The following is a 23,204-nucleotide window of genomic DNA, read 5'->3' as shown; positions in this document are numbered from 1 at the left end:
GACGGCCCCATGGCCGAGACCACGACCCCGTACGCCGGAAACAACCACACCGCCGACCTCGCGCCCGGCTCGCTCATCACCCAGGACGGGCAGATGCAGTGGGCCGGGCTCCTCATCGGCCCCGGCACCCCCTTCGCCGTCGACAAGTCCGGCCTGACCGGCTGGGAGGACCTGCCCGAGTACGACTCCGCCGACGCCGACCGCCCGACCTCCCACGGCGCCTGGCCCGGCTCCCGCTACGCCAAGCCCCGCAAGACCGGCGGCACCATCGTGCTGATGCCCGAGCACGGCTCGGCCGCCGGAGCCGTCCGGGCGCTGCGCCAGGCGCTCGGCCTGCTGGAGGAGGAGCGCTGGCTCGCCGTCCGGCTGCACGGCGAGACCCTCGCCGTGCGCGCCCGGATCGCCCAGCGGGTCGTCCCCGCCGACCAGGGCTTCGCCACCCAGGGCAGCTCCCGCATGTCCGTCCAGTGGCTCGCCGCCGACCCGCGGCGGTACGTGGTCAACGAGCAGCTCGCCACGACCACTCCGCCGCAGCCCGAGGCGGGCATCACCTGGCCGCTGACCTGGCCGCTCGACTGGGGCGAGGCCAAGTCCACCGGGGACGCCGTCGTCGAGAACACCGGCTCCGCCCCCGCCCACCCGGTGATCGTCTTCCGCGGGCCCTGCTCGATGCCGAGCGTCACCGAGCGGGTCAGCCGGCGCCGGCTGCGCTACGCCATCGACCTGGCCGCCGGCGACGAGCTCACCGTCGACACCCGCGCGGGCACCGTGATGCTCAACAACTCCGCCTCCCGGCTGCACACGGCGATGGCCGACTCCACCCCGGAGGAGCTGTTCGTCCTGGAGCCCGGCCGCAGCGACCTGTCCTTCCGGCCCGAGGAGGGCACCGAGCAGGCCCTCATGACCGTCCGCTGGCGCAGCGCCGAGTGGTGACCGGGCGGCGCGCGCCCGCGCGCCGCCCGATGCCCCCGTACGCCCCCGAGCCGCCCGGCACCCAGCCGCCGGGCAGCTCCCGCGTGCCGCCCTCCCGCGGCCGTACCTCTCCGCCCCTCCCCTACCCCGAGGTGATCCCATGACCGTACGAGCCGCCTGGCTCCAGTCCTCCGGGCAGACCCGCGAGGACACCCGACTCGCCCTCGCAGCCCTCCTCACCCCCAGCGGCCAGAGCGCCGCGGAGACCCCGCTCCGCTCCCGGGCCGGCGTCCTGCCCGGCGGTCTCGTCCTCACCGGCAGCGCCCCCATGCAGGCCACCGTCGGCACCGGCCGCGCGATCGTCCAGGGCAAGGACACCGCCCAGGGGGCGTACCTCGTCGCGGTCACCGCGCCGGAGATCCTGACCATCGAGGACGGCGACCCGCAGTACGACCGGATCGACCTGATCGAGCTGGCCGTCGTCGACGACGCCTACGACCGCACCGGCACCACCGAGGCCGTCGTCCGCCTGGTCAAGGGCCGGGCGGACGCCGCCCCGGTCGCCCCCACGAGCCCCGCGGGCAGCACGCTCCCGCTGTACACGGTCAAGGTCCCCAAGGGCACCTCGGCCGGCACCGGCGGCATCGCCTGGGACAAGGGCGCCGTCACCGCCCAGCACTGGCCGGTGGTCGCGCTCGGCGGGATCATGCCGGCCAGCGGCTACAAGGGCGCCTACCCGGGCCAGTACCGGGACACCTCCGGGCTGCTCCAGCGCTGGGACGGCACCACCTGGGTCTCGTACCCGAAGGCGATCGGCGGGATCGCGCCGGTCGGCACCGCCGACGGCGCCTACGCCGGACAGTTCCGGGACACCGGCACCGGCCTCCAGCGCTGGGACGGCACCGCCTGGCAGTACGTCGAGGGCGCCTCCACCGTGCTGTTCGGGGCGACCCAGTGGTCGACCGCCCAGCAGCAGACGCTCGCCGCCAACACCTGGACCCCGATCAGCCTGCCCACCGTCGAGGTCGACGACGCCAAGGCCTGGAACGGCCTCACCTACACCGTCCCGCGCACCGGCTGGTGGCGGCTCAACGGCCACGTCACCTACGCCAACGACAGCCAGACCGGCATGCGCGGCGGCCGGATCACCATCAACGGCGGCAACCACCCCCGGGTGACCTGGCTCGGCCCCGCGGGCAACGGCGCCGTCTGCGTCGGCGGCAGCGCGCTCATCCGGCTGGTCACGGGCGACATGCTCCAGCTCTCCGGCTACCACACCCACACCGCCCCCGTCCGCACGCTCGGCGGCTCCGGCTACGGCTGCACGCTCGCGGCCCAGTGGATCCGTTCCTGACCCCCACCGCCACCGCCCCGACCCCCGACAGGAGAACCCCGTGAACCTGCGCAGCAGCTGGACCGTCGAGACCGGCCAGACCCGCGAGGACACCCGCCTCACCCAGACCGGCGTCACCACCCTCGCCAACCCCGTCCAGGTCCGCTCCGGCGTCCTGCCCGGCTCCTACGACGGCCAGTACCGGCTCGCCGCCTTCTAGACCTTCGGCTCCGCCCCGATGACCGCCACCGTCTCCGAGGGCCGGGCCGTCATCCAGGGCGAGATCTCCCAGGGCGCCTACCCGGTGACCCTGCCGGCCTCCGAGACCCTCACCTTCGCGCCCGGCAACGCCCAGTACGGCCGCATCGACCTGATCGTCCTGCGGATCTACGACGGCCTGTACGACGACAACCAGCGGTACGAGGCCAAGCTGGAGATCCTCCAGGGCGCCCCCGATCCCACCCCGCAGGTCCCGCAGGTCCCGGACCGCTGCCTCCCGCTGTACGAGGTCCTCGTCCCGGCCGGCGCCAGCGCGGGCAACGGCGGCATCCCGTGGGACACCTCCCTCAAGGACCTGCGCACCCCGGTCGTCTCCCTCGGCGGCATCCTCCCGGTCGAGGGCCCGGTCCAGCCGGGCGCCTACCCAGGCCAGTACCAGGACGCCGGCGGGGCGCTCCAGCGCTGGGACGGCGGGGCCTGGGTGCCGTACTCCTCGGCGACCGGCGGCATCGTCCCGGCCTCCGCCGCGAGCACCACCGCCAGCTACACCGGCCAGTACCGGGACACCCCCGGAGGCGTCCTCCAGCGGTGGAACGGCACGGCCTGGCGGCCCGCCTTCCCGGGCCCGTACTTCAGCGGCTCCATCGACGACGGGTACACCACCTCGACGACGTTCACGCCGACGCTCACCGACTCGACCGCCGCGGTCGCCGTCACCTTCACAGGCCCGCCCTCCGGCGCGATCCTCATCAACTACGGCGCGCGGATGTGGTGCTCGTCCGCCACCCACGCCGTCAGCATGGGCCTGCGGCTCACCAACCTCGACGGCGGCGCCGGCATCACCGAGAGCGACACCTTCACCGTCGTCCACACCGGGACCGCGCCGGCCTCGGCCGCCTCCTTCACCCGGTTCTTCGGCCTCATCCCGGGCGCCAACTACAAGCTCGCCGCCCTGTACAAGGTCGCCGCCAACACCACCCAGGTGAAGGGCTACTTCAACACCAGCTTCATCGCGGTCCACCCCCAGAACTGACCGGCCCCGCACCCGAGAGGAGCACCCCATGCCCATCCGCCCCGGCTGGCTGACCCCCACAGGCCAGACCCGCCAGACGACCCGGACGACCGCCCTCGGAGCCGGCACCCCGGCCGGCCCCTTCACCTCCCGGTCCGGCATCCTGCCGGGCTCGGCCGACGGCACCTACCGGGTCAGCGGCCTGTCGATGACGGGCAGCGGCCCGATGGCCGCCACGGTCCACGCCGGCCGGGCGATCGTCCAGGGCCGGCCCGAGCAGGGCGCGTACCCCGTCGCCCTCGACGGCGACACCGTCCTCGCCTTCGGCGACGGCGACCCGCTCAACCCGCGGATCGACCTCGTCGTCCTGCGCGTGTACGACGACGAGTTCGACAACCTCACCCGGTACGAGGCCGTCCTGGAGGTCCTCGTCGGCAAGCCCGACGCCGCGCCCGTCGCCCCGCTCGTCCCGGCCGCCTCGCTGCCGCTGTTCACCGTCCGGGTGAAGGCCGGCGCCTCGGCCGGCACCGGCGGCATCGACTGGACCAAGGACCTGACCGACCTGCGCGCCACGATCGCCTCCGTCGGCGGCATCCTGCCCGTCTACAACAACGCCGGCGTGCCGGGCTCCTACCCGGGCCAGTACCAGGACAACGACGTCGCGCACCACCTCCAGCGGTGGAGCGGCACCGGCTGGGTCGCCTACCCGAAGGAGATCGGCGGCGTCGCCCCCCAGGGCGCGCTCTCCGTCGGCGGCTACACCGGCCAGTACCGCGAGAACAACGGCGTCCTCCAGCGGTGGAACGGCACCGGCTGGGCCACCTACCACCCGCCGGTGGAGACCGAGACCACCACGACCGGGGCGGTCGCCCTCGCCAACTGGGCCGTCGTCTCCTACGACGCCCGGCGCACCCGCGGCGGGCTGTGCTCCATGGCGGTCGTCCTCAACCGGACCGGCCCCCAGGTCGACGCCAACAGCGCCGGCAACATCAACGACGAACCCCTGTGCACCCTGCCCGCCGGCTGGCGCACCGCCGTCTCCATGGACGCGGTGGCCTCCGACGGCTACGCCGACGGCTCCGCGTGGCTCTCCTCCAACGGCCAGGTCACCCTGCGCACCTGGGTCTCGAACGGCGCCCTCGTCAACGGCCGCAACGTCCGCGTCAGCGCCACCTACATCCTCCCGTGAGGCCAGCATGAGTCTCGACACGCCCTACCGGGCCATCTTCTGCGACCTGGTGACCGACCAGACCCTCGACATCCTGCCGCTGCGGGACGTCTCCTTCGAGGACTACATCGGGCGGGCCGGCTCGCTCTCCGGCACCGTGCCCGTCCCCGACCGGGCCATGGCCGAACGCGCCCACAAGATCAAGCCCGGCCGGACCACCGTCTACCTGGAGCGCGGCGGCTTCCTGTGGTGGGGCGGCATCGTCTGGACGACCAACCTCCAGGGCAGCGACCGCGGCGTGGTGACCCTCGGCATCCAGGCCGCCACCTTCGACTCGTACGCCTCCCGGCGGCGCATCCGCACCGACGCGCTCCGGTTCACCCAGGTCGAGCAGTTCCAGATCGTCCGCCGCATCTGGCAGGAGCTCGGCGCCGGCCTCGGGGCCAGCACCATCGAACCGGGCGACGACGTGCCCTCCGAGCCGGTGCCGCGGACCGCGTCCTGGCGGCTCGGCGACGAGACCGTCTACCAGGAGGCGCTCGACCAGCTCGGCGCCTACACGGACGGCGTCGAGTACCAGGTCCTCGTCTACCGCGACCCGTCCGACGGCCGGCGCGTGCGCCGGCTGCGGCTCGGCTCGCCCCGGATCCGCACCGGCGCCACGGACATGGTCTTCGACCGCCCCGGCACGATCCTCAGCTACTCCCTCCCGGACGACGCCACCCGCGGCGGCACCACCTCGCTCGCCCGCGGCGCCACCGTCAACGCCAACGCCGCCGCCGAGTCCCGGCCGACGCTGTCGTCCGAGATCCCCTCGGAGGGCCTGCCCGACCGCTGGCCGCAGCTGGACCTGTCCACGGACTACAACGACATCAGCGACAAGAACACGCTCGACGCGCTGGCCACGGCCGTCCTGAAGGAGGCCCAGGGCTCGGTGCTGATCCCCGAGATCACCATCCGGCTCTCCGAGGTCGTCCCCTCGGCGCTCCTCGGCCGCACCGCCCGCCTCCGGATCACCGACGAGTGGCACCCGACGGGCCTCGACGCCCGCTACCGGATCGTCGGCGTGAAGGTCAGGCCGGCCGAGCGGGGCCGCCCCGACACCGCCGAACTCGCCCTGGAGGCCCCCTGATGGCACTGCTGCCCGAGGACATCATCGACCGGCTGATCCAGATGGAGCGCCGGATCAACGCCCTGTCCACGGCGGTGAACACCCGCCCGCCGCTCACCGAGATCACCAACGGCTCGCTCGCCCTGAAGCGACAGCCCGCACCGGAGGACCCGTCCACCCTCGTCGCCCAGCTCTCCACCAGCGGCCCGGGCGGCAACAAGCCCGTGCTGCGGGTCAACGACGCCTACGGCCACGAGGTCCTCTCCGACGACATCCTCTCCGGCGGACTCGCCCGGCCCTGGCTGCCGATGCTGCCGCCGCAGGACCTGGCCTCGGCGAACTGGCCGGCCACCACCTCCACCGCGTGGACGACCATCGCCCAGTCGCAGAACCCGCTCTGGCAGCCCAAGATGCGGCTGCGGATGCTCACCCGCTTCTCCTCGGGGACCAGCGGGCAGGTCCGGGTGATGGTCGGCGGCGTCCAGTTCGGCTCCACCGTGACCGCCGGCCTCGTCTTCGACCACACCGACGTCGTCACCACCAACATGCAGGCCGACTTCGGCAAGGACCTCACCGTGGAGATCCAGGCCATCGTCACCAGCACCACCGGCACCGTCTACGCGAAGCCGGTGCTGATGTACGGCCGCCAGACCTGACCGGCCCGTCTTCCGAAGACCGAGAGGAGCACCCCATGACCCCCGACCCCACCCAGCCCTGGGGCGTCGAGATCGACTACGCGGGCCGCGGCACCGTCGTCGAGAACGGCCACACCGTCGGCCTGCGCCTGTACGACAACACCCTCGGCGGCCCGCTGGAGCCCGACCCGATGACCGGCGAGTACCCGGCCGTGTACGTCACCGCGCAGGTCGCCGAGAGCGGTGAGGGCGGCGCCCAGCTCCGCGGCTCCGGCCTCGCGCTGGTCCAGCCCGTGAACGGCAGCCCCGCGGTGCCCGACCCGGCGGTCGTCGTCCGCGCGGTCGCCGCCGCGCTCGCCGACTTCGAGACCCGCCGGGCCGCCTTCGCCGCGCTCTGCGCCGCCTGGGCCCCGGCCCCTCCGGAGCCCGAGCCGGAGCCGGAGCCGGAGCCGGAGCCGGACCCCGAGCCGGAGCCCGCCCCGTAAACGCCCCACCGCATCCCGCCCCACCCGCCCCGCGCCGCCGACGGCCGGGGTTTTCGCACGTCAGGAGGACAAAAGTTGGCCACTCCCCTGTCCGCGGACCGGCTCCTCGCCGCGCTCCGCGCCGAAGGCGTCACCGTCGTCGAACACCCCGGCTGGCGCACCCACGACCGCAACCGTGCCGGCGCCTGGGGCCCCGTCGCCGGCGTCATGATCCACCACACCGTGTCCACCGGCACCGCGTCCTCCGTCGCGCTCTGCTCCGACGGCTACGCCGGTCTCCCCGGCCCGCTCTGCCACGGCGTGATCGCCAAGGACGGCACCGTCCACCTGGTCTCGGCCGGCCGCGCCAACCACGCCGGCGGCGGCGACCCGTCCGTCCTGCGGGCCGTCGTCACCGAGGCGTACGGCGACCGGCCCCCGGTCCCGCGCGAGCACCAGGGCAGCTCCGGCGCCGTCGACGGCAACTCCCGCTTCTACGGCTTCGAGTGCGTCAACCTCGGCAACGGCACCGACCCCTGGCCGGCCGCCCAGCTCGACGCGATCGAACGGGTCTCCGCCGCCCTCTGCCGGGCCCACGGCTGGGGCGCGAAGTCCGTCATCGGCCACCTGGAGTGGTCCGACTGGAAGAGCGACCCCAAGGGCTTCGGCATGCCCGGGATGCGCGACCGGGTGCAGAAGCGCCTAGGCGCCGCCCCGGCCCCGAAGCCCACCGCCCCTGCCCCCGCCGCCCCCCGCCACCAGCCCTTCCCCGGCGCCGCCTTCTTCCGGAGCAACCCCAGCTCCCCGGTGGTCACCGCGATGGGCCGCCGGCTGATGGCCGAGGGCTGCGGGCGCTACCAGGTCGGCCCCGGCCCCCGCTGGTCCGAGGCGGACCGCAGGTCGTACGAGGCGTGGCAGCGCAAGCTCGGCTTCCGCGGCTCCGACGCCGACGGCTGGCCCGGCGCCGCCTCCTGGAACGCGCTGAAGGTCCCGTACACGAAGTAGCCCCCCGTGAGGAGAACCCCCATGTCCGAAGCCGCGAAGCGCACGGCCCGCACCGTGCTGCAGACCGCCGTCGGCCTCGCCGTCGTCCTGCCCGCCCTCGTCGACGTCTCCGGCCTCCCCGCCACCCTGCCCTGGGTCGCCGGCGCGCTGGCCGCCGCGGGCGCCCTCACCCGGGTGATGGCGGTGCCCGCCGTCCAGCTCCTGCTGCCCTCGTGGCTGCGCACCGGACCGGGGGCCGCCGATGACCGAGGCTGATCCGAACGACCCCGTCGCGGTGGCACTCGAACTGGAGCGGCTCCGCGGCACCCTCGAAGCCGGCTTCGCCCGCGTCGACGGCTCGCTCGCCCTGCTCGTGCAGCGCAGCGACCAGACCGACCGGCAGCTCGCCGACCACGAGGCCCGGCTCGACGAGCTGGAGCGGGCCCGCTGGCCGCTCGCCTCCATCGCCGCGCTCACCGCGGGCGCGGGCGTCCTCGTCGCGCTCTGGGAGCTCGCCTCCCGCTGAAACCCCGAAGGGCGGCCACCCCGTACGCAACGGGGTGACCGCCCTTCGGTCAAGCGACTCGCTTACTGGTTGTACGGACCGTAGTCGTAGTCCTCCAGCGGAACGGCCTGGCCGGAGCCGGTGCCGAACGGCGAGTAGTCGAGGTCGTCGTAGCCGACGGACGAGTACATCGCCGCCTTGGCCTCCTCGGTCGGCTCGACCCGGATGTTGCGGTAGCGGGACAGACCCGTACCGGCCGGGATGAGCTTACCGATGATGACGTTCTCCTTGAGGCCGATGAGGCTGTCGGACTTGGCGTTGATCGCCGCGTCCGTCAGAACTCGGGTCGTCTCCTGGAAGGAGGCGGCCGACAGCCAGGACTCGGTCGCCAGCGAGGCCTTGGTGATACCCATCAGCTGCGGACGGCCGGAGGCGGGGTGACCGCCCTCGGTGACCACACGACGGTTCTCGGTCTCGAACTTCGACCGCTCGACCAGCTCGCCCGGCAGGAGCTCCGCGTCGCCGGACTCGATGATCGTCACGCGGCGCAGCATCTGCCGGATGATGATCTCGATGTGCTTGTCGTGGATCGACACGCCCTGCGAGTTGTAGACCTTCTGGACTTCGCCGACCAGGTGGACCTGGACCGCGCGCTGACCGAGGATCCGGAGCACGTCGTGCGGGTTGGTGGCACCCACGGTGAGCTTCTGGCCCACCTCGACGTGGTCGCCCTCGCCCACGAGCAGACGGGCACGCTTCGAGATCGGGAACGCCGTCTCGTCGGTGCCGTCGTCCGGGGTGACGACGATCTTCTTGGTCTTCTCGGTCTCCTCGATGCGGACGCGACCGGCCGCCTCGGAGATCGGGGCGACACCCTTGGGCTGACGCGCCTCGAAGAGCTCGACGACACGCGGCAGACCCTGGGTGATGTCGTCACCGGCCACACCACCGGTGTGGAAGGTACGCATCGTCAGCTGGGTACCGGGCTCACCGATGGACTGGGCGGCGATGATGCCGACCGCCTCACCGATGTCGACCAGCTTGCCGGTGGCCAGCGAGCGGCCGTAGCAGAAGGCACAGGTGCCGACGGCGGACTCACAGGTCAGGACCGAGCGGGTCTTGACCTCCTCGACACCGGCGCCCACGAGGGCGTCGATGAGCACGTCACCCAGGTCGACGTTGGCCGGCGCGATGACCTTGCCGTCGACGACGACGTCCTCGGCGAGCATCCGCGCGTACACGGAGGTCTCGACGTCGTCCGTCTTCCGCAGGACACCGGCCTCGTCCTTGGCCGCGATCCGCAGCTTCAGACCGCGCTCGGTGCCACAGTCCTCCTCGCGGATGATCACGTCCTGCGAGACGTCCACCAGACGACGGGTCAGGTAACCCGAGTCGGCGGTACGCAGGGCGGTGTCGGCGAGACCCTTACGGGCACCGTGCGTCGAGATGAAGTACTCGAGGACGGTGAGGCCCTCACGGAACGACGCCTTGATGGGACGCGGGATCGTCTCGTTCTTGGCGTTCGACACCAGACCACGCATACCGGCGATCTGACGCATCTGCATCATGTTTCCTCGGGCGCCCGAGTCCACCATCATGAAGATCGGGTTCGTCCGCGGGAAGTTCGCGTTCATCGCCTCGGCGACCTCGTTGGTCGCCTTGGTCCAGATCGCGATGAGCTCCTGAGTGCGCTCTTCCTTCGTGATGAGACCGCGCTCGTACTGCTTCTGGACCTTCTCGTCCTGCTCCTCGTAGCCCTTGACGATGGCCTTCTTGGCCTCGGGCACGACGACGTCGGAGATGGCCACGGTGACGCCCGAACGGGTCGCCCAGTGGAAGCCGGCCGCCTTCAGGTTGTCGAGCGTCGCCGCCACGATGACCTTGGGGTAGCGCTCCGCCAGGTCGTTGACGATCTCGGAGAGCTGCTTCTTGCCCACCGAGTAGTCGACGAACGGGTAGTCCTCGGGCAGCAGCTCGTTGAAGAGCGCACGGCCCAGCGTCGTCTTCAGACGGAAGCTGTCACCCTGCTGCCACTCCGGCTCGCCCTCCTCGGCGACCGGGGGAACCCAGCCGCGCGGCGGAACGGTGCCGATCGGGAAGCGGATGTCGATCTCCGACTGGAGCGCGAGCTCCCCGGCGTCGAAGGCCATGATCGCCTCGGCCGTGGAGCCGAACGCGCGGCCCTCGCCCTTGGTGTCACGCAGCTCGCCGTCGGTGGTGAGGAAGAACAGACCGAGGACCATGTCCTGGGTCGGCATCGTCACCGGGCGGCCGTCGGCCGGCTTGAGGATGTTGTTCGAGGACAGCATCAGGATGCGGGCCTCGGCCTGCGCCTCCGCGGAGAGCGGCAGGTGCACGGCCATCTGGTCACCGTCGAAGTCCGCGTTGAAGGCGGTGCAGACGAGCGGGTGGATCTGGATGGCCTTGCCCTCGACCAGCTGCGGCTCGAAGGCCTGGATGCCGAGGCGGTGCAGCGTGGGCGCACGGTTCAGCAGAACCGGGTGCTCGGCGATGACCTCTTCGAGGACGTCGTACACGACCGTGCGGCCGCGCTCGACCATCCGCTTGGCGCTCTTGATGTTCTGCGCGTGGTTCAGGTCGACCAGGCGCTTCATCACGAACGGCTTGAAGAGCTCCAGCGCCATGGCCTTCGGCAGACCGCACTGGTGCAGCTTGAGCTGCGGGCCGACGACGATGACGGAACGCGCCGAGTAGTCGACACGCTTGCCGAGCAGGTTCTGGCGGAAACGACCCTGCTTGCCCTTGAGCATGTCGCTCAGGGACTTCAGCGGACGGTTGCCGGGGCCCGTGACCGGGCGACCACGACGGCCGTTGTCGAAGAGGGCGTCGACCGCCTCCTGGAGCATCCGCTTCTCGTTGTTCACGATGATCTCGGGGGCACCGAGGTCGAGCAGGCGCTTCAGACGGTTGTTGCGGTTGATCACGCGGCGGTACAGGTCGTTCAGGTCGGAGGTCGCGAAGCGGCCACCGTCGAGCTGCACCATCGGACGCAGGTCCGGCGGGATGACCGGCACGCAGTCGAGAACCATGCCCTTGGGGCTGTTCGCGGTCTGCAGGAACGCGGAGACGACCTTGAGGCGCTTGAGCGCACGGGTCTTCTTCTGGCCCTTGCCGGTACGGATGATCTCGCGGAGGCGCTCGGCCTCCTCCTCGAGGTCGAAGGTCTCCAGGCGCTTCTGCAGCGCCGCGGCACCCATCGAGCCGTCGAAGTACGTGCCGAAGCGGTCACGCAGCTCGCGGTAGAGGAGCTCGTCGCCCTCCAGGTCCTGGACCTTGAGGTTCTTGAAGCGGGACCAGACCTCGTCCAGACGGTCGATCTCGCGCTGCGCGCGGTCGCGCAGCTGCTTCATCTCGCGCTCGGCACCCTCGCGCACCTTGCGGCGCACGTCGGCCTTGGCGCCCTCGGCCTCCAGCTCGGCCAGGTCGGACTCGAGCTTCTTGGCGCGGTTCTCCAGGTCGGAGTCGCGGCGCTGCTCGATCTGCTGGCGCTCGACGGAGACGTGGGCCTCCAGCGACGGGAGGTCGCGGGTGCGGCGCTCGTCGTCGACGAAGGTGATCATGTACGCCGCGAAGTAGATGACCTTCTCGAGGTCCTTCGGGGCGAGGTCCAGCAGGTATCCGAGGCGCGACGGGACGCCCTTGAAGTACCAGATGTGGGTGACGGGAGCGGCCAGCTCGATGTGGCCCATCCGCTCACGGCGCACCTTGGCGCGGGTGACCTCGACGCCACACCGCTCGCAGATGATGCCCTTGAAGCGGACGCGCTTGTACTTGCCGCAGTAGCACTCCCAGTCCCGGGTCGGACCGAAGATCTTCTCGCAGAAGAGTCCGTCCTTCTCGGGCTTGAGCGTGCGGTAGTTGATGGTCTCCGGCTTCTTGACCTCGCCGTGGCTCCACTGACGGATGTCGTCAGCGGTGGCCAGACCGATCCGGAGCTCGTCGAAGAAGTTGACGTCGAGCACTATGCGTCAATCCCTCTCAGGGTTGTAAGGCTGTGGGGTCTGATACGGGGGTCCTGGGGCCGGCGGACCTTGATCACTCAAGGTCCGCCGGACTCCCGTCAGACCTCTTCGACGCTGCTCGGCTCGCGCCGGGACAGGTCGATGCCGAGCTCCTCCGCTGCGCGGAAGACGTCCTCGTCGGTGTCGCGCATCTCGATGGACATGCCGTCCGAGGACAGCACCTCCACGTTGAGGCACAGGGACTGCATCTCCTTGATGAGCACCTTGAAGGACTCGGGGATGCCGGGCTCAGGGATGTTCTCGCCCTTGACGATGGCCTCGTAGACCTTCACGCGGCCGGTCACGTCGTCGGACTTGATCGTCAGCAGCTCCTGGAGGGCGTACGCGGCGCCGTAAGCCTCCAGCGCCCACACCTCCATCTCACCGAAGCGCTGGCCACCGAACTGGGCCTTACCACCCAGCGGCTGCTGGGTGATCATCGAGTACGGGCCGGTCGAACGCGCGTGGAGCTTGTCGTCGACCAGGTGGTGGAGCTTGAGGATGTACATGTACCCGACGGAGATCGGGTCCGGGAACGGCTCGCCGGAGCGGCCGTCGAACAGCCTCGCCTTACCGGTCGGGAGCACCATGCGCTCGCCGTCGCGGTTCGGGATGGTGTGGTTGAGCAGGCCGGCCAGCTCGTCCTCGCGCGCACCGTCGAAGACGGGGGTGGCGACGTTGGTGCCGGGGGCGACCTGGTCGGCGCCGATCGCCTGGAGGCGCTGCGCCCACTCGTCCGCGAGGCCGGAGACGTCCCAGCCGCGGCTGGCGAGCCAGCCGAGGTGGATCTCCAGGACCTGTCCCGGGTTCATTCGGGACGGGACACCCAGCGGGTTGAGGATGATGTCGACCGGGGTGCCGTCCTCCAGGAACGGCATGTCCTCGATCGGGAGGATCTTGGAGATGACGCCCTTGTTGCCGTGACGGCCGGCGAGCTTGTCACCGTCGGTGATCTTGCGCTTCTGGGCGACGTAGACGCGGACCAGCTGGTTCACGCCCGGGGGAAGCTCGTCGCCCTCCTCGCGGTCGAAGACGCGGACGCCGATGATCTTGCCGATCTCGCCGTGCGGGACCTTCAGCGAGGTGTCGCGGACCTCGCGCGCCTTCTCACCGAAGATCGCGCGGAGCAGGCGCTCCTCCGGGGTGAGCTCGGTCTCGCCCTTGGGCGTGACCTTGCCGACCAGGATGTCGCCGGCGACGACCTCGGCACCGATGCGGATGATGCCGCGCTCGTCGAGGTCGGCGAGGACCTCCTCGGAGACGTTCGGGATGTCCCGGGTGATCTCCTCGGGGCCGAGCTTGGTGTCACGGGCGTCGACCTCGTGCTCCTCGATGTGGATCGAGGAGAGGACGTCGTCCTGCACGAGGCGCTGCGACAGGATGATCGCGTCCTCGTAGTTGTGGCCCTCCCACGGCATGAACGCCACGAGGAGGTTCTTGCCGAGCGCCATCTCGCCGTCTTCGGTGGCGGGACCGTCGGCGAGGACCTGGCCCTCGATGACGTGGTCGCCCTCGTCCACGACGACCTTCTGGTTCACAGAGGTGCCCTGGTTGGAGCGGGAGAACTTGTGCAGGCGGTACGTGTTGTACGTGCCGTCGTCGTTGGCGACCGTGACGTAGTCGGCCGACAGCTCCTGGACGACACCGCTCTTCTCGGCCTTGAGCACGTCGCCGGCGTCGGTGGCGCAGCGGTACTCCATGCCGGTGCCGACGAGCGGGGCCTCCGACTTAATCAGCGGCACCGCCTGACGCATCATGTTCGCGCCCATGAGGGCGCGGTTGGCGTCGTCGTGCTCGAGGAAGGGGATCATGGCGGTCGCGACCGACACCATCTGGCGCGGCGAGACGTCCATGTAGTCCACGTCCGACGGCTCGACGTAGTCGACCTCGCCGCCACGCTTGCGGACCAGGACGCGGTTCTCGGTGAAGCGCAGGTCGTCGTCGAGCGCGGCGTTGGCCTGCGCGATGACGAACCGGTCCTCCTCGTCGGCGGTGACGTAGTCGACCTCGTCGGTGACCTGGCCGTCGACGACCTTGCGGTACGGCGTCTCGATGAAGCCGAACGCGTTGACGCGGCCGTACGAGGCGAGCGAACCGATCAGACCGATGTTCGGGCCTTCGGGGGTCTCGATCGGGCACATGCGTCCGTAGTGGGACGGGTGCACGTCTCGGACCTCGAAGCCGGCCCGCTCACGGGAGAGACCACCGGGGCCCAGCGCGGACAGACGACGCTTGTGCGTCAGACCCGAGAGCGGGTTGTTCTGGTCCATGAACTGGGACAGCTGGCTGGTGCCGAAGAACTCCTTGATGGAGGCGACGACCGGCCGGATGTTGATCAGGGTCTGCGGCGTGATCGCCTCGACGTCCTGGGTGGTCATGCGCTCGCGGACGACGCGCTCCATACGAGCCAGACCCGTGCGGACCTGGTTCTGGATGAGCTCGCCGACGTTCCGCAGACGACGGTTGCCGAAGTGGTCGATGTCGTCGGTCTCGACGACGATCTCGTTGCCGTTCTCGCCGATCGTCTCGGTCTCGCCCGCGTGGAGCTTCACGAGGTACTTGATCGTGGCGATGACGTCGTCGGTCGTGAGCACGCCGGCGTCCAGCGGCTCGTCGGCGCCGAGCTTCTTGTTCACCTTGTAGCGGCCGACCTTCGCGAGGTCGTAGCGCTTCGGGTTGAAGTAGAGGTTCTCGAGCAGCGTCTGAGCGGCCTCACGGGTCGGCGGCTCGCCCGGACGCAGCTTGCGGTAGATGTCGAGCAGCGCGTCGTCCTGGCCCTGGGTGTGGTCCTTCTCCAGGGTGGCGCGCATGGACTCGTACTCGCCGAACTCCTGGAGGATCTGCTCGGTGGTCCAGCCGAGAGCCTTGAGGAGGACGGTGACGGACTGCTTGCGCTTGCGGTCGATGCGGACACCGACGAGGTCGCGCTTGTCGATCTCCATCTCCAGCCAGGCACCCCGGGACGGGATGATCTTGGCGGAGAAGATGTCCTTGTCGGACGTCTTGTCGATGGAGGAGTCGAAGTAGACGCCCGGCGAGCGGACGAGCTGCGACACGACGACACGCTCGGTGCCGTTGATGACGAAGGTGCCCTTGTTCGTCATGAGCGGGAAGTCGCCCATGAAGACCGTCTGGGACTTGATCTCGCCGGTCTCGTTGTTGGTGAACTCGGCGGTGACGAAGAGCGGGGCGCCGTACGTGAAGTCACGGTCCTTGCACTCGTCGATGCTGTTCTTCGGGGGCTCGAAGCGGTGGTCGCGGAAGGTCAGCGACATCGACCCGGAGAAGTCCTCGATCGGGGAGATCTCCTCGAAGATCTCCTCCAGACCGGACTTCGTGGGGACGTCCTGTCCCGACTCGAGGGCGGCCTCGACGCGAGCCTTCCAGGCGGCGTTGCCGAGCAGCCAGTCAAAGCTCTCGGTCTGCAGCGCGAGGAGGTTCGGAACCTCGAGGGGCTCCTTGATCTTTGCGAAGGAGATGCGCAGCGGGGCGGTGCTGGCGGCGTTGTTCATGTTGTTCGAGGCGTTGCGCGAGGCGGCCAAGAGGGGGTCCTTCCGAGGGCTCGGACTCACTACGCGCGTACCGGTCCCCAGCAACGCTTCACGGCAGACGTTTCCTGAAGTGACCAAAAGGCCAGGTCAGACGGGGTCGGTCCACGAAGCTGATGCGAAGGTATGCCCCTGGTGACGGGCAGGGGGCAGCTAACAGGCAGCGCAAAGGGACAGTGTAGCCACTTGGCTCACTGATGTCCAGGGCGACTTCTTCGCGACCCTCGTTGCTCTCAACTCCGCGGTACTCGCGCCGTGTGGCGCACCTCGATACTGCCCGTTCGGTCGTCGATCCATGCCTCGGAAACGGATCGTTGTGACGACGCGTCCTGAGAATTGCGCGCGGCGTGCCGTTCGTCAAGGCCCCCGCCCGTGAGCGGCGCACGGCGAAGATCACCATACTCCGCTTCCGGCGGCCGGCGGGACCCCCGCCACGCGGGTCCCGGGGACGCCGAAAGGCGACCACCCAGATGGATGATCGCCTTTCGGGGCCTCCGCGTTACACGGGGGCGGGAGTCAGCTTCAGCGACTCGAAACGGTCTTACTTGACCGTGACGGAGGCGCCGGCGGCCTTGAGGGACTCGGCAGCCTTCTCGGCGGCCTCCTTCGCGACCTTCTCGAGGACCGGCTTCGGGGTGCCGTCGACGAGGTCCTTGGCCTCCTTGAGGCCCAGGGAGGTGAGCTCGCGCACGACCTTGATGACCTGGATCTTCTTGTCGCCGGCACCCTCGAGGATGACGTCGAACTCGTCCTGCTCCTCGACAGCCTCGGCACCGGCGACCGGGGCGCCCGGGCCGGCAACGGCGACGGCCGCGGCGGCGGTGACGTCGAACTTCTCCTCGAAGGCCTTCACGAACTCGGAGAGCTCGATGAGGGTCATCTCCTCGAACTGGGCGAGGAGGTCGTCCTGAGAGAGCTTCGCCATGATGGGCGATCCTTCCACTAATTCGGCAGGTGCCGATGTGTCTATAGAGGCGGGCGTAACGGCCCGCTACGACCCACGCACTAGGCGGCGTGGATCAATGCGCGAGCCGAATTACTCGGCACCGCCCTGCTCGGCCTGCTTGGCACGGAGCGCGTCCACGGTGCGGACGAGCTTCGACGGCAGAGCCTGGAAGAGCTGAGCAGCCTGAGTCTGCTTGCCCTTGAAGGCGCCGGCCAGCTTGCTGAGCAGAACCTCGCGGGACTCGAGGTCCGCAAGCTTCTTGATGTCGTCGGCGGAGAGAGCCTTACCGTCAAGGACACCGGCCTTGATGATGAGGTTCGGGTTCTCCTTGGCGAAGTCACGCAGGGCCTTCGCCGACTCCACCGGGTCACCGGTGACGAAGGCGACCGCGGTCGGACCAGCGAAGTGCTCGTCCAGTGCGGTGATCCCGGCCTCGTTGGCCGCAATCTTGGTCAGCGTGTTCTTCACCACGGCGTACTGGGCGTTCTCACCGAGCGAGCGGCGCAGCGTCTTGAGCTGCGCGACGGTGAGACCCCGGTACTCGGTCAGCACGGCGGCGTTGGAGCTCTGGAACGCGTCCTTGAGCTCGGCCACCGATGCAGCCTTGTTGGGCGTCGGCATAGTGCGTTCGCCTCCTTCCGGGTGATGAGGACCGCTCAGAAGGGGCTGAACAAACAAAACGCCCCGGCGCAGGCGCACGGGGCTGAGCTCGACCGGACGAGAACGTCCGGGAACTTTCCACAGTCACCTGCGCGGGTCGTCCGCAGTCAGCGGATCCTTCGGCCACCGCACCCGGTAGGGGCACAGCAACGACCAGCGGTCTTTGGCTTCTGTGGAAGCGTACGTGATGGCCGGGGCCAGGGGCAAATCAGCCCTCGGCGCCCGCTCCGCCGACGTCCTGGAGCATCTTGAAGAGGTCGACGGTCTCGGAGGCCGGCGGGGCCTGGACGGCGGCCTTGGTGCCGTAGTCGCTGTAGTCGGCGCGGATCTGCACGGAGCCCTCGGCCATCTCCATGGAGACGTCCATGCGGGCCGGGTAGCCGTCCTCGTTGACCCAGACCTCGGTGTCGTAGCCCTTGAGGCCGGTCTTCTTCACGCTCTCGACGAGCTTCTGGTGCTCTTCCTTGGAGAGGACCTTCGACGACTCGTTCGCCTTCAGCATCTGCTCGAAGGTGAGCGTGCCCTTGTAGTGCTGGGTCTCCATCCCGTTGACCTTCTCGGCACCGACGTGCTTGAGGTCCGGGGAGTCCAGCAGCAGGGCGAGCTGCTGGGCCGGGTCCTGGTTCATGTTGTCCAGGCCGCCGGTCATCTGCTTCTGGAGGGCCTTGTCGCCGGACTCCGCGGCCGCCGCCTTCATGTCCAGCTTCATCCAGCGCTTGCCGTCCATCTCGGCGGCCTGCTTCTCGCCCATGTCCATGTACATGACGTTGTCGAGCATCAGGATGCGCATCTGCTCGGGGGCGTCCGGGTCGCCGGCGCTCAGCATCGAGCCCGTCATCGTGTAGTCCATGACGGCGGGGTCCCAGCCCTGGACGCCGTTCATCTCCATGGTGCCGGACTCGGCGCCGACGCCCTCGATGCTCATGGTCATCTTGACCTTGGCCGCCTTGGCCGCCGTGGTCTTCTCGAACGCCGCCGTGAGGGCCTGCACGGGGCTGGCGCCGCCGGACTTCCCGCCGGCCTTCGCGTCGCCGTCGTTACAGCCGGCCAGGCCCGTCACGAGGGCCGCCGCGGTCAGCGCGACGCCCGCACGCTTCCAGGTGGACTTGCTCATAGGTGTTCCCCACCCCTTGATCGTCTTTGCCGTTTCTTGAACCGTAACCGACGGCTACGACAGGGGGGACGCAATAAAAGCCGCCCCCCGTTCCTCGGAAGAGGAACGGGGGGCGGCTTTCAGGACTGACTGCTACCGAGCCGGAAGGGCTCAGACCGCGGCCGGGTCCTCCTCGACGAGGAGGTTGCGGGTGCGGTTCGAGTCGACCGGGATGCCGGGGCCCATCGTGGTGCTGATGGCGGCCTTCTTGATGTAGCGACCCTTGGCGGCGGACGGCTTCAGACGGAGGATCTCCTCCAGGGCCGCGCCGTAGTTCTCCACCAGCTGCGTGTCGTCGAAGGACGCCTTGCCGATGATGAAGTGCAGGTTCGAGTGCTTGTCGACGCGGAACTCGATCTTGCCGCCCTTGATCTCGTTGACCGCCTTGGCGACGTCGGGCGTCACGGTGCCGGTCTTCGGGTTGGGCATGAGGCCACGGGGACCGAGCACGCGGCCGAGGCGGCCGACCTTGCCCATGAGGTCCGGGGTGGCGACCACGGCGTCGAACTCGTTCAGGCGCTGGCCCTTGGCGATCTCGTCGATCAGCTCGTCGGAACCGACGATGTCGGCGCCCGCGGCGACCGCGGCCTCGGCACGCTCACCGGTCGCGAAGACCAGGACCCGGGCGGTCTTGCCGGTGCCGTGCGGGAGGTTCACGGTGCCACGGACCATCTGGTCGGCCTTGCGCGGGTCGACACCCAGGCGGAAGGCGACCTCGACGGTGCCGTCGAACTTCGTGGTGGAGGTCTCCTTGGCAAGGCGGACGGCCTCGAGGGGAGCGTAGAGCTTCTCCCGGTCGATCTTGGCGTCCGCAGCGCGGAGGGACTTGCTGCGCTTCACTTCTGCTCCTGTTGGCTGTTGCACCATGCGGCTGTCGCCGCGTGGCAGGTGTGGAGTCGTGGTGCGGACCAAGCGCTGGCCCTACCACTGAGGTCACGAGGGGGGGTGATCAGCCCTCGACCGTGATGCCCATGGAACGGGCGGTGCCGGCGATGATCTTCGACGCGGCGTCCAGGTCGTTCGCGTTGAGGTCGGGCATCTTGGTGGTGGCGATCTCGCGGACCTGCGCCTCGGTGATCTTGGCGACCTTGGTCTTGTGCGGCTCGCCGGAGCCCTTCTCCACGCCCGCGGCCTTGAGGATCATCTTCGCGGCCGGCGGGGTCTTGGTGATGAAGGTGAAGGAGCGGTCTTCGTAGACCGTGATCTCCACCGGGATCACCCAGCCACGCTGCGACTCGGTCGCGGCGTTGTAGGCCTTGCAGAACTCCATGATGTTGACGCCGTGCTGGCCGAGCGCGGGGCCGACCGGCGGGGCCGGGTTGGCCGCACCGGCGTTGATCTGGAGCTTGATGAGCCCCGTGACCTTCTTCTTCTTGGGAGGCATTGCTCTCTCCGGGTCCTAGTGAGAGTTTTTCAGCCGATCCATCCGGTCATCCGGATGGAGGCATACCGCACAACGATAACGGGTATGGCCGTGCGTCCAAAAACCGAGCAGGTCAGAAGGGCTTTGGCAGCCCTTCTGACCTGTCCGGAAACTCGGTGATGATCTAGCGAACGACCGGAAGTCGATCAGTTCTTCTGGATCTGGTCGAAGCTCAGCTCGACCGGGGTCTCGCGACCGAAGATCTCGACGAGGCCCTTGACCTTCTTCGAGTCGGGGTTGATCTCGTTGATCGTGGCCTGGAGGGTGGCGAAGGGGCCGTCGGTGACGGTGACCGAGTCGCCGACCTCGAAGTCGAGGACCTGGACCTCCAGCTTGCGGGCCGGAGCCGGCTTGCCCTCGGCCTCGGCGGCCTCGCGGGCGGCCTTCTCCTCGGCCTCCGGGGCGAGCATCTTGACGATCTCGTCCAGGGTCAGCGGGTACGGGTCGTAGGCGTTGCCCACGAAGCCGGTGACGCCGGGGGTGTTGCGGACGACGCCCCAGGACTCGTTCGTCAGGTCCATGCGGACGAGGACGTAGCCGGGGAGCTTGTTCTGCTTGACGTTCTTCCGCTCGCCGCCCTTGATCTGGACGATCTCTTCCTCGGGCACCTCGGCCTGGTAGATGAAGTCCTCGACGTTGAGGGAGACGGCGCGCTGCTCCAGGTTGGCCTTCACGCGCTTCTCGTAGCCCGCGTAGGTGTGGATGACGTACCACTCGCCGGGCAGGGTGCGCAGCTCCTCGCGGAGCGCGGCGACGGGGTCGACCGGGGCGGCCGGCTCGGCCTCCTCCTCGGTCTCCTCGATCGCGTCCTCGACCTCGACGTCGTCGTCCTCGGTCTCGACCTCGTCGGTCTCGTCCTCGGCGTCGGTCTCGTCGGCGGACTCGTCGTCCGCGTCCTCGTCGTCCGCGAAGTCCCCGGCGGCGTCGTCCGCCGCGGCGTCCGCAGCCTCGTCCTGGTCCTCGTCCTCGTCGGCGGCCTCGACGATGTCCAGCTCGTCCTCGACGGACTCGGACTCGAAGGCGTCGTTCAGGTTCGCGTCAGACACGGTGGCTGCTTCTTCCTGCGATACAGATGGGGTGGAACAAAAAGTCAGCCGAAGACGTACTTGACTGCTTCCTGGAAGCCAAAGTCAATCACGGTCACCAGGCCGATCATCACGACCACGAAGACGATGACGACCGTGGTGTACGAGGTGAGCTGACTACGCGTGGGCCAGACGACCTTGCGGAGCTCGGCGATGATCTGCCGGTAGAAGACGGCGAGACGGCCCAGAGGGCCCTTCTTCCCGCGCTTGCCGCCCTTGCGGCCCTTCTTCTTCGACTCGGACGCGTCTTCGGCATCAGGCATGTCGATGGAGCCAACGGCGTCCGTCACGATCTCTCACCTGATTCCGGGTCGTGGCCGTGCCGCGCCCGGGTGGAGCCGCACGACAATGCAATGAAGACGTACATGCGCACACAACCTGGCGGTGTGTGTAGCAGGGCCGGAGGGACTTGAACCCCCAACCGCCGGTTTTGGAGACCGGTGCTCTACCAATTGAGCTACGACCCTTTGTGGCGTCCCCAACCTACCTCATCGGTGATGTGGTCGGTGCGGGCCAACGAGGAGTGAGTGTACGTGACCTTGGGGCCTCCCGTCGAACACGAACCGTGCCGACCTGCCCGCGGACCGCACCGCGACCGGTATCGACCACTCCTGTCCGCTCCCTGAAACCTGTGTGCCGGGCCGGGAAACGGTCTGGGACGATGGCCGTATGAGCGCTGCTACCCCTCCCACCGAGCGTCGGGTCTCCGCCCGGATCGGTGCGATCTCCGAGTCCGCCACCCTCGCCGTCGACGCCAAGGCCAAGGCCCTCAAGGCCGCCGGGCGCCCGGTGATCGGTTTCGGCGCCGGCGAGCCCGACTTCCCGACTCCGGACTACATCGTCGACGCGGCCGTCGAGGCCTGCAAGAACCCCAAGTTCCACCGCTACACGCCGGCCGGCGGCCTGCCCGAGCTGAAGGCCGCGATCGCCGCCAAGACGCTCCGCGACTCCGGCTACGAGGTGGACGCCTCCCAGATCCTGGTGACCAACGGCGGCAAGCAGGCGATCTACGAGGCCTTCGCCGCGATCCTCGACCCGGGCGACGAGGTCATCGTCCCGGCCCCGTACTGGACCACCTACCCGGAGTCGATCCGGCTCGCCGGCGGTGTCCCGGTGGAGGTCGTGGCCGACGAGACCACCGGCTACCGCGTCTCGGTGGAGCAGCTGGAGGCGGCCCGCACGGAGCGGACCAAGGTCGTCCTCTTCGTCTCCCCCTCGAACCCGACGGGCGCCGTCTACAGCGAGGCCGACGCCGAGGCGATCGGCCGCTGGGCCGTCGAGCACGGCCTGTGGGTCCTCACCGACGAGATCTACGAGCACCTGGTCTACGGCGACGCGAAGTTCACCTCGCTGCCGGCGATCGTGCCCGAGCTGCGCGACAAGTGCATCGTGGTCAACGGCGTGGCCAAGACGTACGCGATGACCGGCTGGCGCGTCGGGTGGATCGTCGGCCCGAAGGACGTCGTGAAGGCCGCGACCAACCTCCAGTCGCACGCCACCTCCAACGTCTCCAACGTGGCCCAGGTCGCCGCGCTGGCCGCCGTCTCCGGGAACCTGGACGCGGTCGCCGAGATGCGCACCGCCTTCGACCGCCGCCGCCAGACGATCGTGCGGATGCTCAACGACATCGAGGGCGTCTACTGCCCGACCCCCGAGGGCGCGTTCTACGCGTACCCGTCGGTGAAGGGCCTGATCGGCAAGGAGATCCGCGGCAAGCGCCCGCAGAGCTCCGTCGAGCTGGCCGCGCTGATCCTGGACGAGGCCGAGGTCGCGGTCGTCCCGGGCGAGGCCTTCGGCACCCCCGGCTACCTGCGCCTGTCGTACGCGCTGGGTGACGAGGACCTGGTGGAGGGCGTGTCCCGGATCCAGAAGCTGCTGGCCGAGGCCCGCGACTGATCCCTCCGCGTCCCGTCGCACGAAGCGGGCCCCGGTTCCTCGGAACCGGGGCCCGTTTTTGCGTTCGGGCGGGTATCGATCGGGGAATCGCCGTGCATACCGCCATTCGGGTAAGGCAGGATCGGGCG

General features: G+C 69.5%; 21 protein-coding genes and 1 tRNA gene. 12 read left to right on the top strand and 10 right to left on the bottom strand.

The genetic code is table 11. The annotated features are described in order from the left end of the window. The first annotated feature begins 9 nt into the window (after positions 1 to 9). From IE321_RS04525 to IE321_RS04480, 11 genes are all read left to right on the top strand, one after another. Positions 10 to 933 carry a phage distal tail protein gene (locus IE321_RS04525; RefSeq protein ID WP_043228811.1) on the top strand — a complete coding sequence of 308 codons (924 nt, stop codon included), beginning with the start codon at positions 10 to 12 and terminating at the stop codon, positions 931 to 933. 139 nt (positions 934 to 1,072) lie between these two features. Next, positions 1,073 to 2,266, top strand: a complete 1,194-nt coding sequence (locus IE321_RS04520) for a hypothetical protein (RefSeq protein WP_190221879.1) — start codon at positions 1,073 to 1,075, stop codon at positions 2,264 to 2,266. A 40-nt stretch (positions 2,267 to 2,306) separates the two neighbouring features. Continuing rightward, the gene (locus IE321_RS41795; RefSeq protein WP_226651287.1) at positions 2,307 to 2,465 is read left to right on the top strand and encodes a hypothetical protein; all 159 of its coding nucleotides are present in this window, start codon (positions 2,307 to 2,309) and stop codon (positions 2,463 to 2,465) included. An 18-nt stretch (positions 2,466 to 2,483) separates the two neighbouring features. Continuing rightward, a complete protein-coding gene (locus IE321_RS04515) occupies positions 2,484 to 3,497 on the top strand; it encodes a hypothetical protein (protein WP_226651286.1) in 1,014 nt (337 codons plus the stop codon). Positions 3,498 to 3,525: 28 nt separating this feature from the next. Beyond that, on the top strand, positions 3,526 to 4,665 hold the full coding sequence (locus tag IE321_RS04510; protein ID WP_190221878.1) for a hypothetical protein: 1,140 nt from the start codon (positions 3,526 to 3,528) through the stop codon (positions 4,663 to 4,665). 7 nt (positions 4,666 to 4,672) lie between these two features. After that, on the top strand, positions 4,673 to 5,776 hold the full coding sequence (locus IE321_RS04505) for a hypothetical protein (protein ID WP_043228819.1): 1,104 nt from the start codon (positions 4,673 to 4,675) through the stop codon (positions 5,774 to 5,776). Beyond that, entirely contained in the window at positions 5,776 to 6,411 is a 636-nt protein-coding gene (locus tag IE321_RS04500) for a hypothetical protein (RefSeq protein WP_190221877.1), read from the top strand. The genes IE321_RS04505 and IE321_RS04500 overlap by 1 nt, the downstream gene beginning before the upstream one ends. Before the next feature lie 35 nt (positions 6,412 to 6,446). Beyond that, positions 6,447 to 6,875, top strand: coding sequence for an ATP-binding protein (locus tag IE321_RS04495; protein WP_190221876.1), 429 nt, complete (start codon positions 6,447 to 6,449; stop codon positions 6,873 to 6,875). Positions 6,876 to 6,950: 75 nt separating this feature from the next. Beyond that, a complete protein-coding gene (locus IE321_RS04490) occupies positions 6,951 to 7,859 on the top strand; it encodes a peptidoglycan-binding protein (protein ID WP_190221875.1) in 909 nt (302 codons plus the stop codon). 21 nt (positions 7,860 to 7,880) lie between these two features. Next, positions 7,881 to 8,114, top strand: coding sequence for a hypothetical protein (locus IE321_RS04485; RefSeq protein WP_190221874.1), 234 nt, complete (start codon positions 7,881 to 7,883; stop codon positions 8,112 to 8,114). Beyond that, on the top strand, positions 8,101 to 8,364 hold the full coding sequence (locus IE321_RS04480; RefSeq protein WP_043228827.1) for a hypothetical protein: 264 nt from the start codon (positions 8,101 to 8,103) through the stop codon (positions 8,362 to 8,364). The genes IE321_RS04485 and IE321_RS04480 overlap by 14 nt, the downstream gene beginning before the upstream one ends. A gap of 62 nt (positions 8,365 to 8,426) precedes the next feature. On the opposite strand, the gene IE321_RS04475 is transcribed toward IE321_RS04480, so the two are convergent. The 10 genes from IE321_RS04475 to IE321_RS04430 all read right to left on the bottom strand — a co-directional run bounded on the left by IE321_RS04475 (position 8,427) and on the right by IE321_RS04430 (position 21,647). Next, on the bottom strand, positions 8,427 to 12,326 hold the full coding sequence (locus IE321_RS04475; protein ID WP_043228828.1) for a DNA-directed RNA polymerase subunit beta': 3,900 nt from the start codon (positions 12,324 to 12,326) through the stop codon (positions 8,427 to 8,429). A 98-nt stretch (positions 12,327 to 12,424) separates the two neighbouring features. Continuing rightward, complete coding sequence (gene rpoB, locus IE321_RS04470; RefSeq protein WP_043228830.1) at positions 12,425 to 15,907, bottom strand: DNA-directed RNA polymerase subunit beta; 3,483 nt, start codon at positions 15,905 to 15,907, stop codon at positions 12,425 to 12,427. 547 nt (positions 15,908 to 16,454) lie between these two features. Further along, positions 16,455 to 16,838 (bottom strand): 50S ribosomal protein L7/L12, encoded by a 384-nt coding sequence (gene rplL / locus IE321_RS04465; RefSeq protein WP_073910766.1) that lies wholly within the window; start codon positions 16,836 to 16,838, stop codon positions 16,455 to 16,457. 111 nt (positions 16,839 to 16,949) lie between these two features. Then, on the bottom strand, positions 16,950 to 17,480 hold the full coding sequence (gene rplJ, locus IE321_RS04460; RefSeq protein ID WP_190221873.1) for a 50S ribosomal protein L10: 531 nt from the start codon (positions 17,478 to 17,480) through the stop codon (positions 16,950 to 16,952). Positions 17,481 to 17,727: 247 nt separating this feature from the next. Beyond that, positions 17,728 to 18,633, bottom strand: coding sequence for an SCO4651 family lipoprotein (locus IE321_RS04455; RefSeq protein ID WP_043228832.1), 906 nt, complete (start codon positions 18,631 to 18,633; stop codon positions 17,728 to 17,730). 150 nt (positions 18,634 to 18,783) lie between these two features. After that, entirely contained in the window at positions 18,784 to 19,512 is a 729-nt protein-coding gene (rplA, locus tag IE321_RS04450; RefSeq protein ID WP_190221872.1) for a 50S ribosomal protein L1, read from the bottom strand. Positions 19,513 to 19,621: 109 nt separating this feature from the next. Further along, positions 19,622 to 20,056, bottom strand: a complete 435-nt coding sequence (gene rplK, locus IE321_RS04445) for a 50S ribosomal protein L11 (RefSeq protein WP_030494213.1) — start codon at positions 20,054 to 20,056, stop codon at positions 19,622 to 19,624. A 185-nt stretch (positions 20,057 to 20,241) separates the two neighbouring features. Further along, a complete protein-coding gene (nusG, locus tag IE321_RS04440) occupies positions 20,242 to 21,141 on the bottom strand; it encodes a transcription termination/antitermination protein NusG (protein ID WP_190221871.1) in 900 nt (299 codons plus the stop codon). 44 nt (positions 21,142 to 21,185) lie between these two features. After that, entirely contained in the window at positions 21,186 to 21,470 is a 285-nt protein-coding gene (secE, locus tag IE321_RS04435; RefSeq protein ID WP_043228836.1) for a preprotein translocase subunit SecE, read from the bottom strand. A gap of 104 nt (positions 21,471 to 21,574) precedes the next feature. Continuing rightward, positions 21,575 to 21,647, bottom strand: a tRNA-Trp gene (locus IE321_RS04430). A gap of 202 nt (positions 21,648 to 21,849) precedes the next feature. Here IE321_RS04430 and IE321_RS04425 point away from each other — a divergent pair. Then, the gene (locus IE321_RS04425; protein WP_190221870.1) at positions 21,850 to 23,076 is read left to right on the top strand and encodes a pyridoxal phosphate-dependent aminotransferase; all 1,227 of its coding nucleotides are present in this window, start codon (positions 21,850 to 21,852) and stop codon (positions 23,074 to 23,076) included. Positions 23,077 to 23,204: the final 128 nt, after the last annotated feature.

The sequence above is a fragment of the Streptomyces hydrogenans genome (genome assembly GCF_014656075.1).
GTDB lineage: Bacteria > Actinomycetota > Actinomycetes > Streptomycetales > Streptomycetaceae > Streptomyces > Streptomyces hydrogenans.
This window is presented reverse-complemented; position numbering and strand designations above follow the sequence as displayed.

Coding starts and splice junctions, on each gene's coding strand:
- IE321_RS04515 (WP_226651286.1), top strand. CDS start 2,484: ATGACCGCCACCGTCTCCGAGGGCCGGGCCGTCATCCAGGGCGAGATC.
- IE321_RS04520 (WP_190221879.1), top strand. CDS start 1,073: ATGACCGTACGAGCCGCCTGGCTCCAGTCCTCCGGGCAGACCCGCGAG.
- rplK (WP_030494213.1), bottom strand. CDS start 20,056: ATGCCTCCCAAGAAGAAGAAGGTCACGGGGCTCATCAAGCTCCAGATC.
- IE321_RS04455 (WP_043228832.1), bottom strand. CDS start 18,633: ATGAGCAAGTCCACCTGGAAGCGTGCGGGCGTCGCGCTGACCGCGGCG.
- rplL (WP_073910766.1), bottom strand. CDS start 16,838: ATGGCGAAGCTCTCTCAGGACGACCTCCTCGCCCAGTTCGAGGAGATG.
- IE321_RS04525 (WP_043228811.1), top strand. CDS start 10: ATGGCCGAGACCACGACCCCGTACGCCGGAAACAACCACACCGCCGAC.
- IE321_RS04425 (WP_190221870.1), top strand. CDS start 21,850: ATGAGCGCTGCTACCCCTCCCACCGAGCGTCGGGTCTCCGCCCGGATC.
- IE321_RS04505 (WP_043228819.1), top strand. CDS start 4,673: ATGAGTCTCGACACGCCCTACCGGGCCATCTTCTGCGACCTGGTGACC.
- IE321_RS04500 (WP_190221877.1), top strand. CDS start 5,776: ATGGCACTGCTGCCCGAGGACATCATCGACCGGCTGATCCAGATGGAG.
- IE321_RS04480 (WP_043228827.1), top strand. CDS start 8,101: ATGACCGAGGCTGATCCGAACGACCCCGTCGCGGTGGCACTCGAACTG.
- rplJ (WP_190221873.1), bottom strand. CDS start 17,480: ATGCCGACGCCCAACAAGGCTGCATCGGTGGCCGAGCTCAAGGACGCG.
- IE321_RS04485 (WP_190221874.1), top strand. CDS start 7,881: ATGTCCGAAGCCGCGAAGCGCACGGCCCGCACCGTGCTGCAGACCGCC.
- IE321_RS04495 (WP_190221876.1), top strand. CDS start 6,447: ATGACCCCCGACCCCACCCAGCCCTGGGGCGTCGAGATCGACTACGCG.
- IE321_RS04510 (WP_190221878.1), top strand. CDS start 3,526: ATGCCCATCCGCCCCGGCTGGCTGACCCCCACAGGCCAGACCCGCCAG.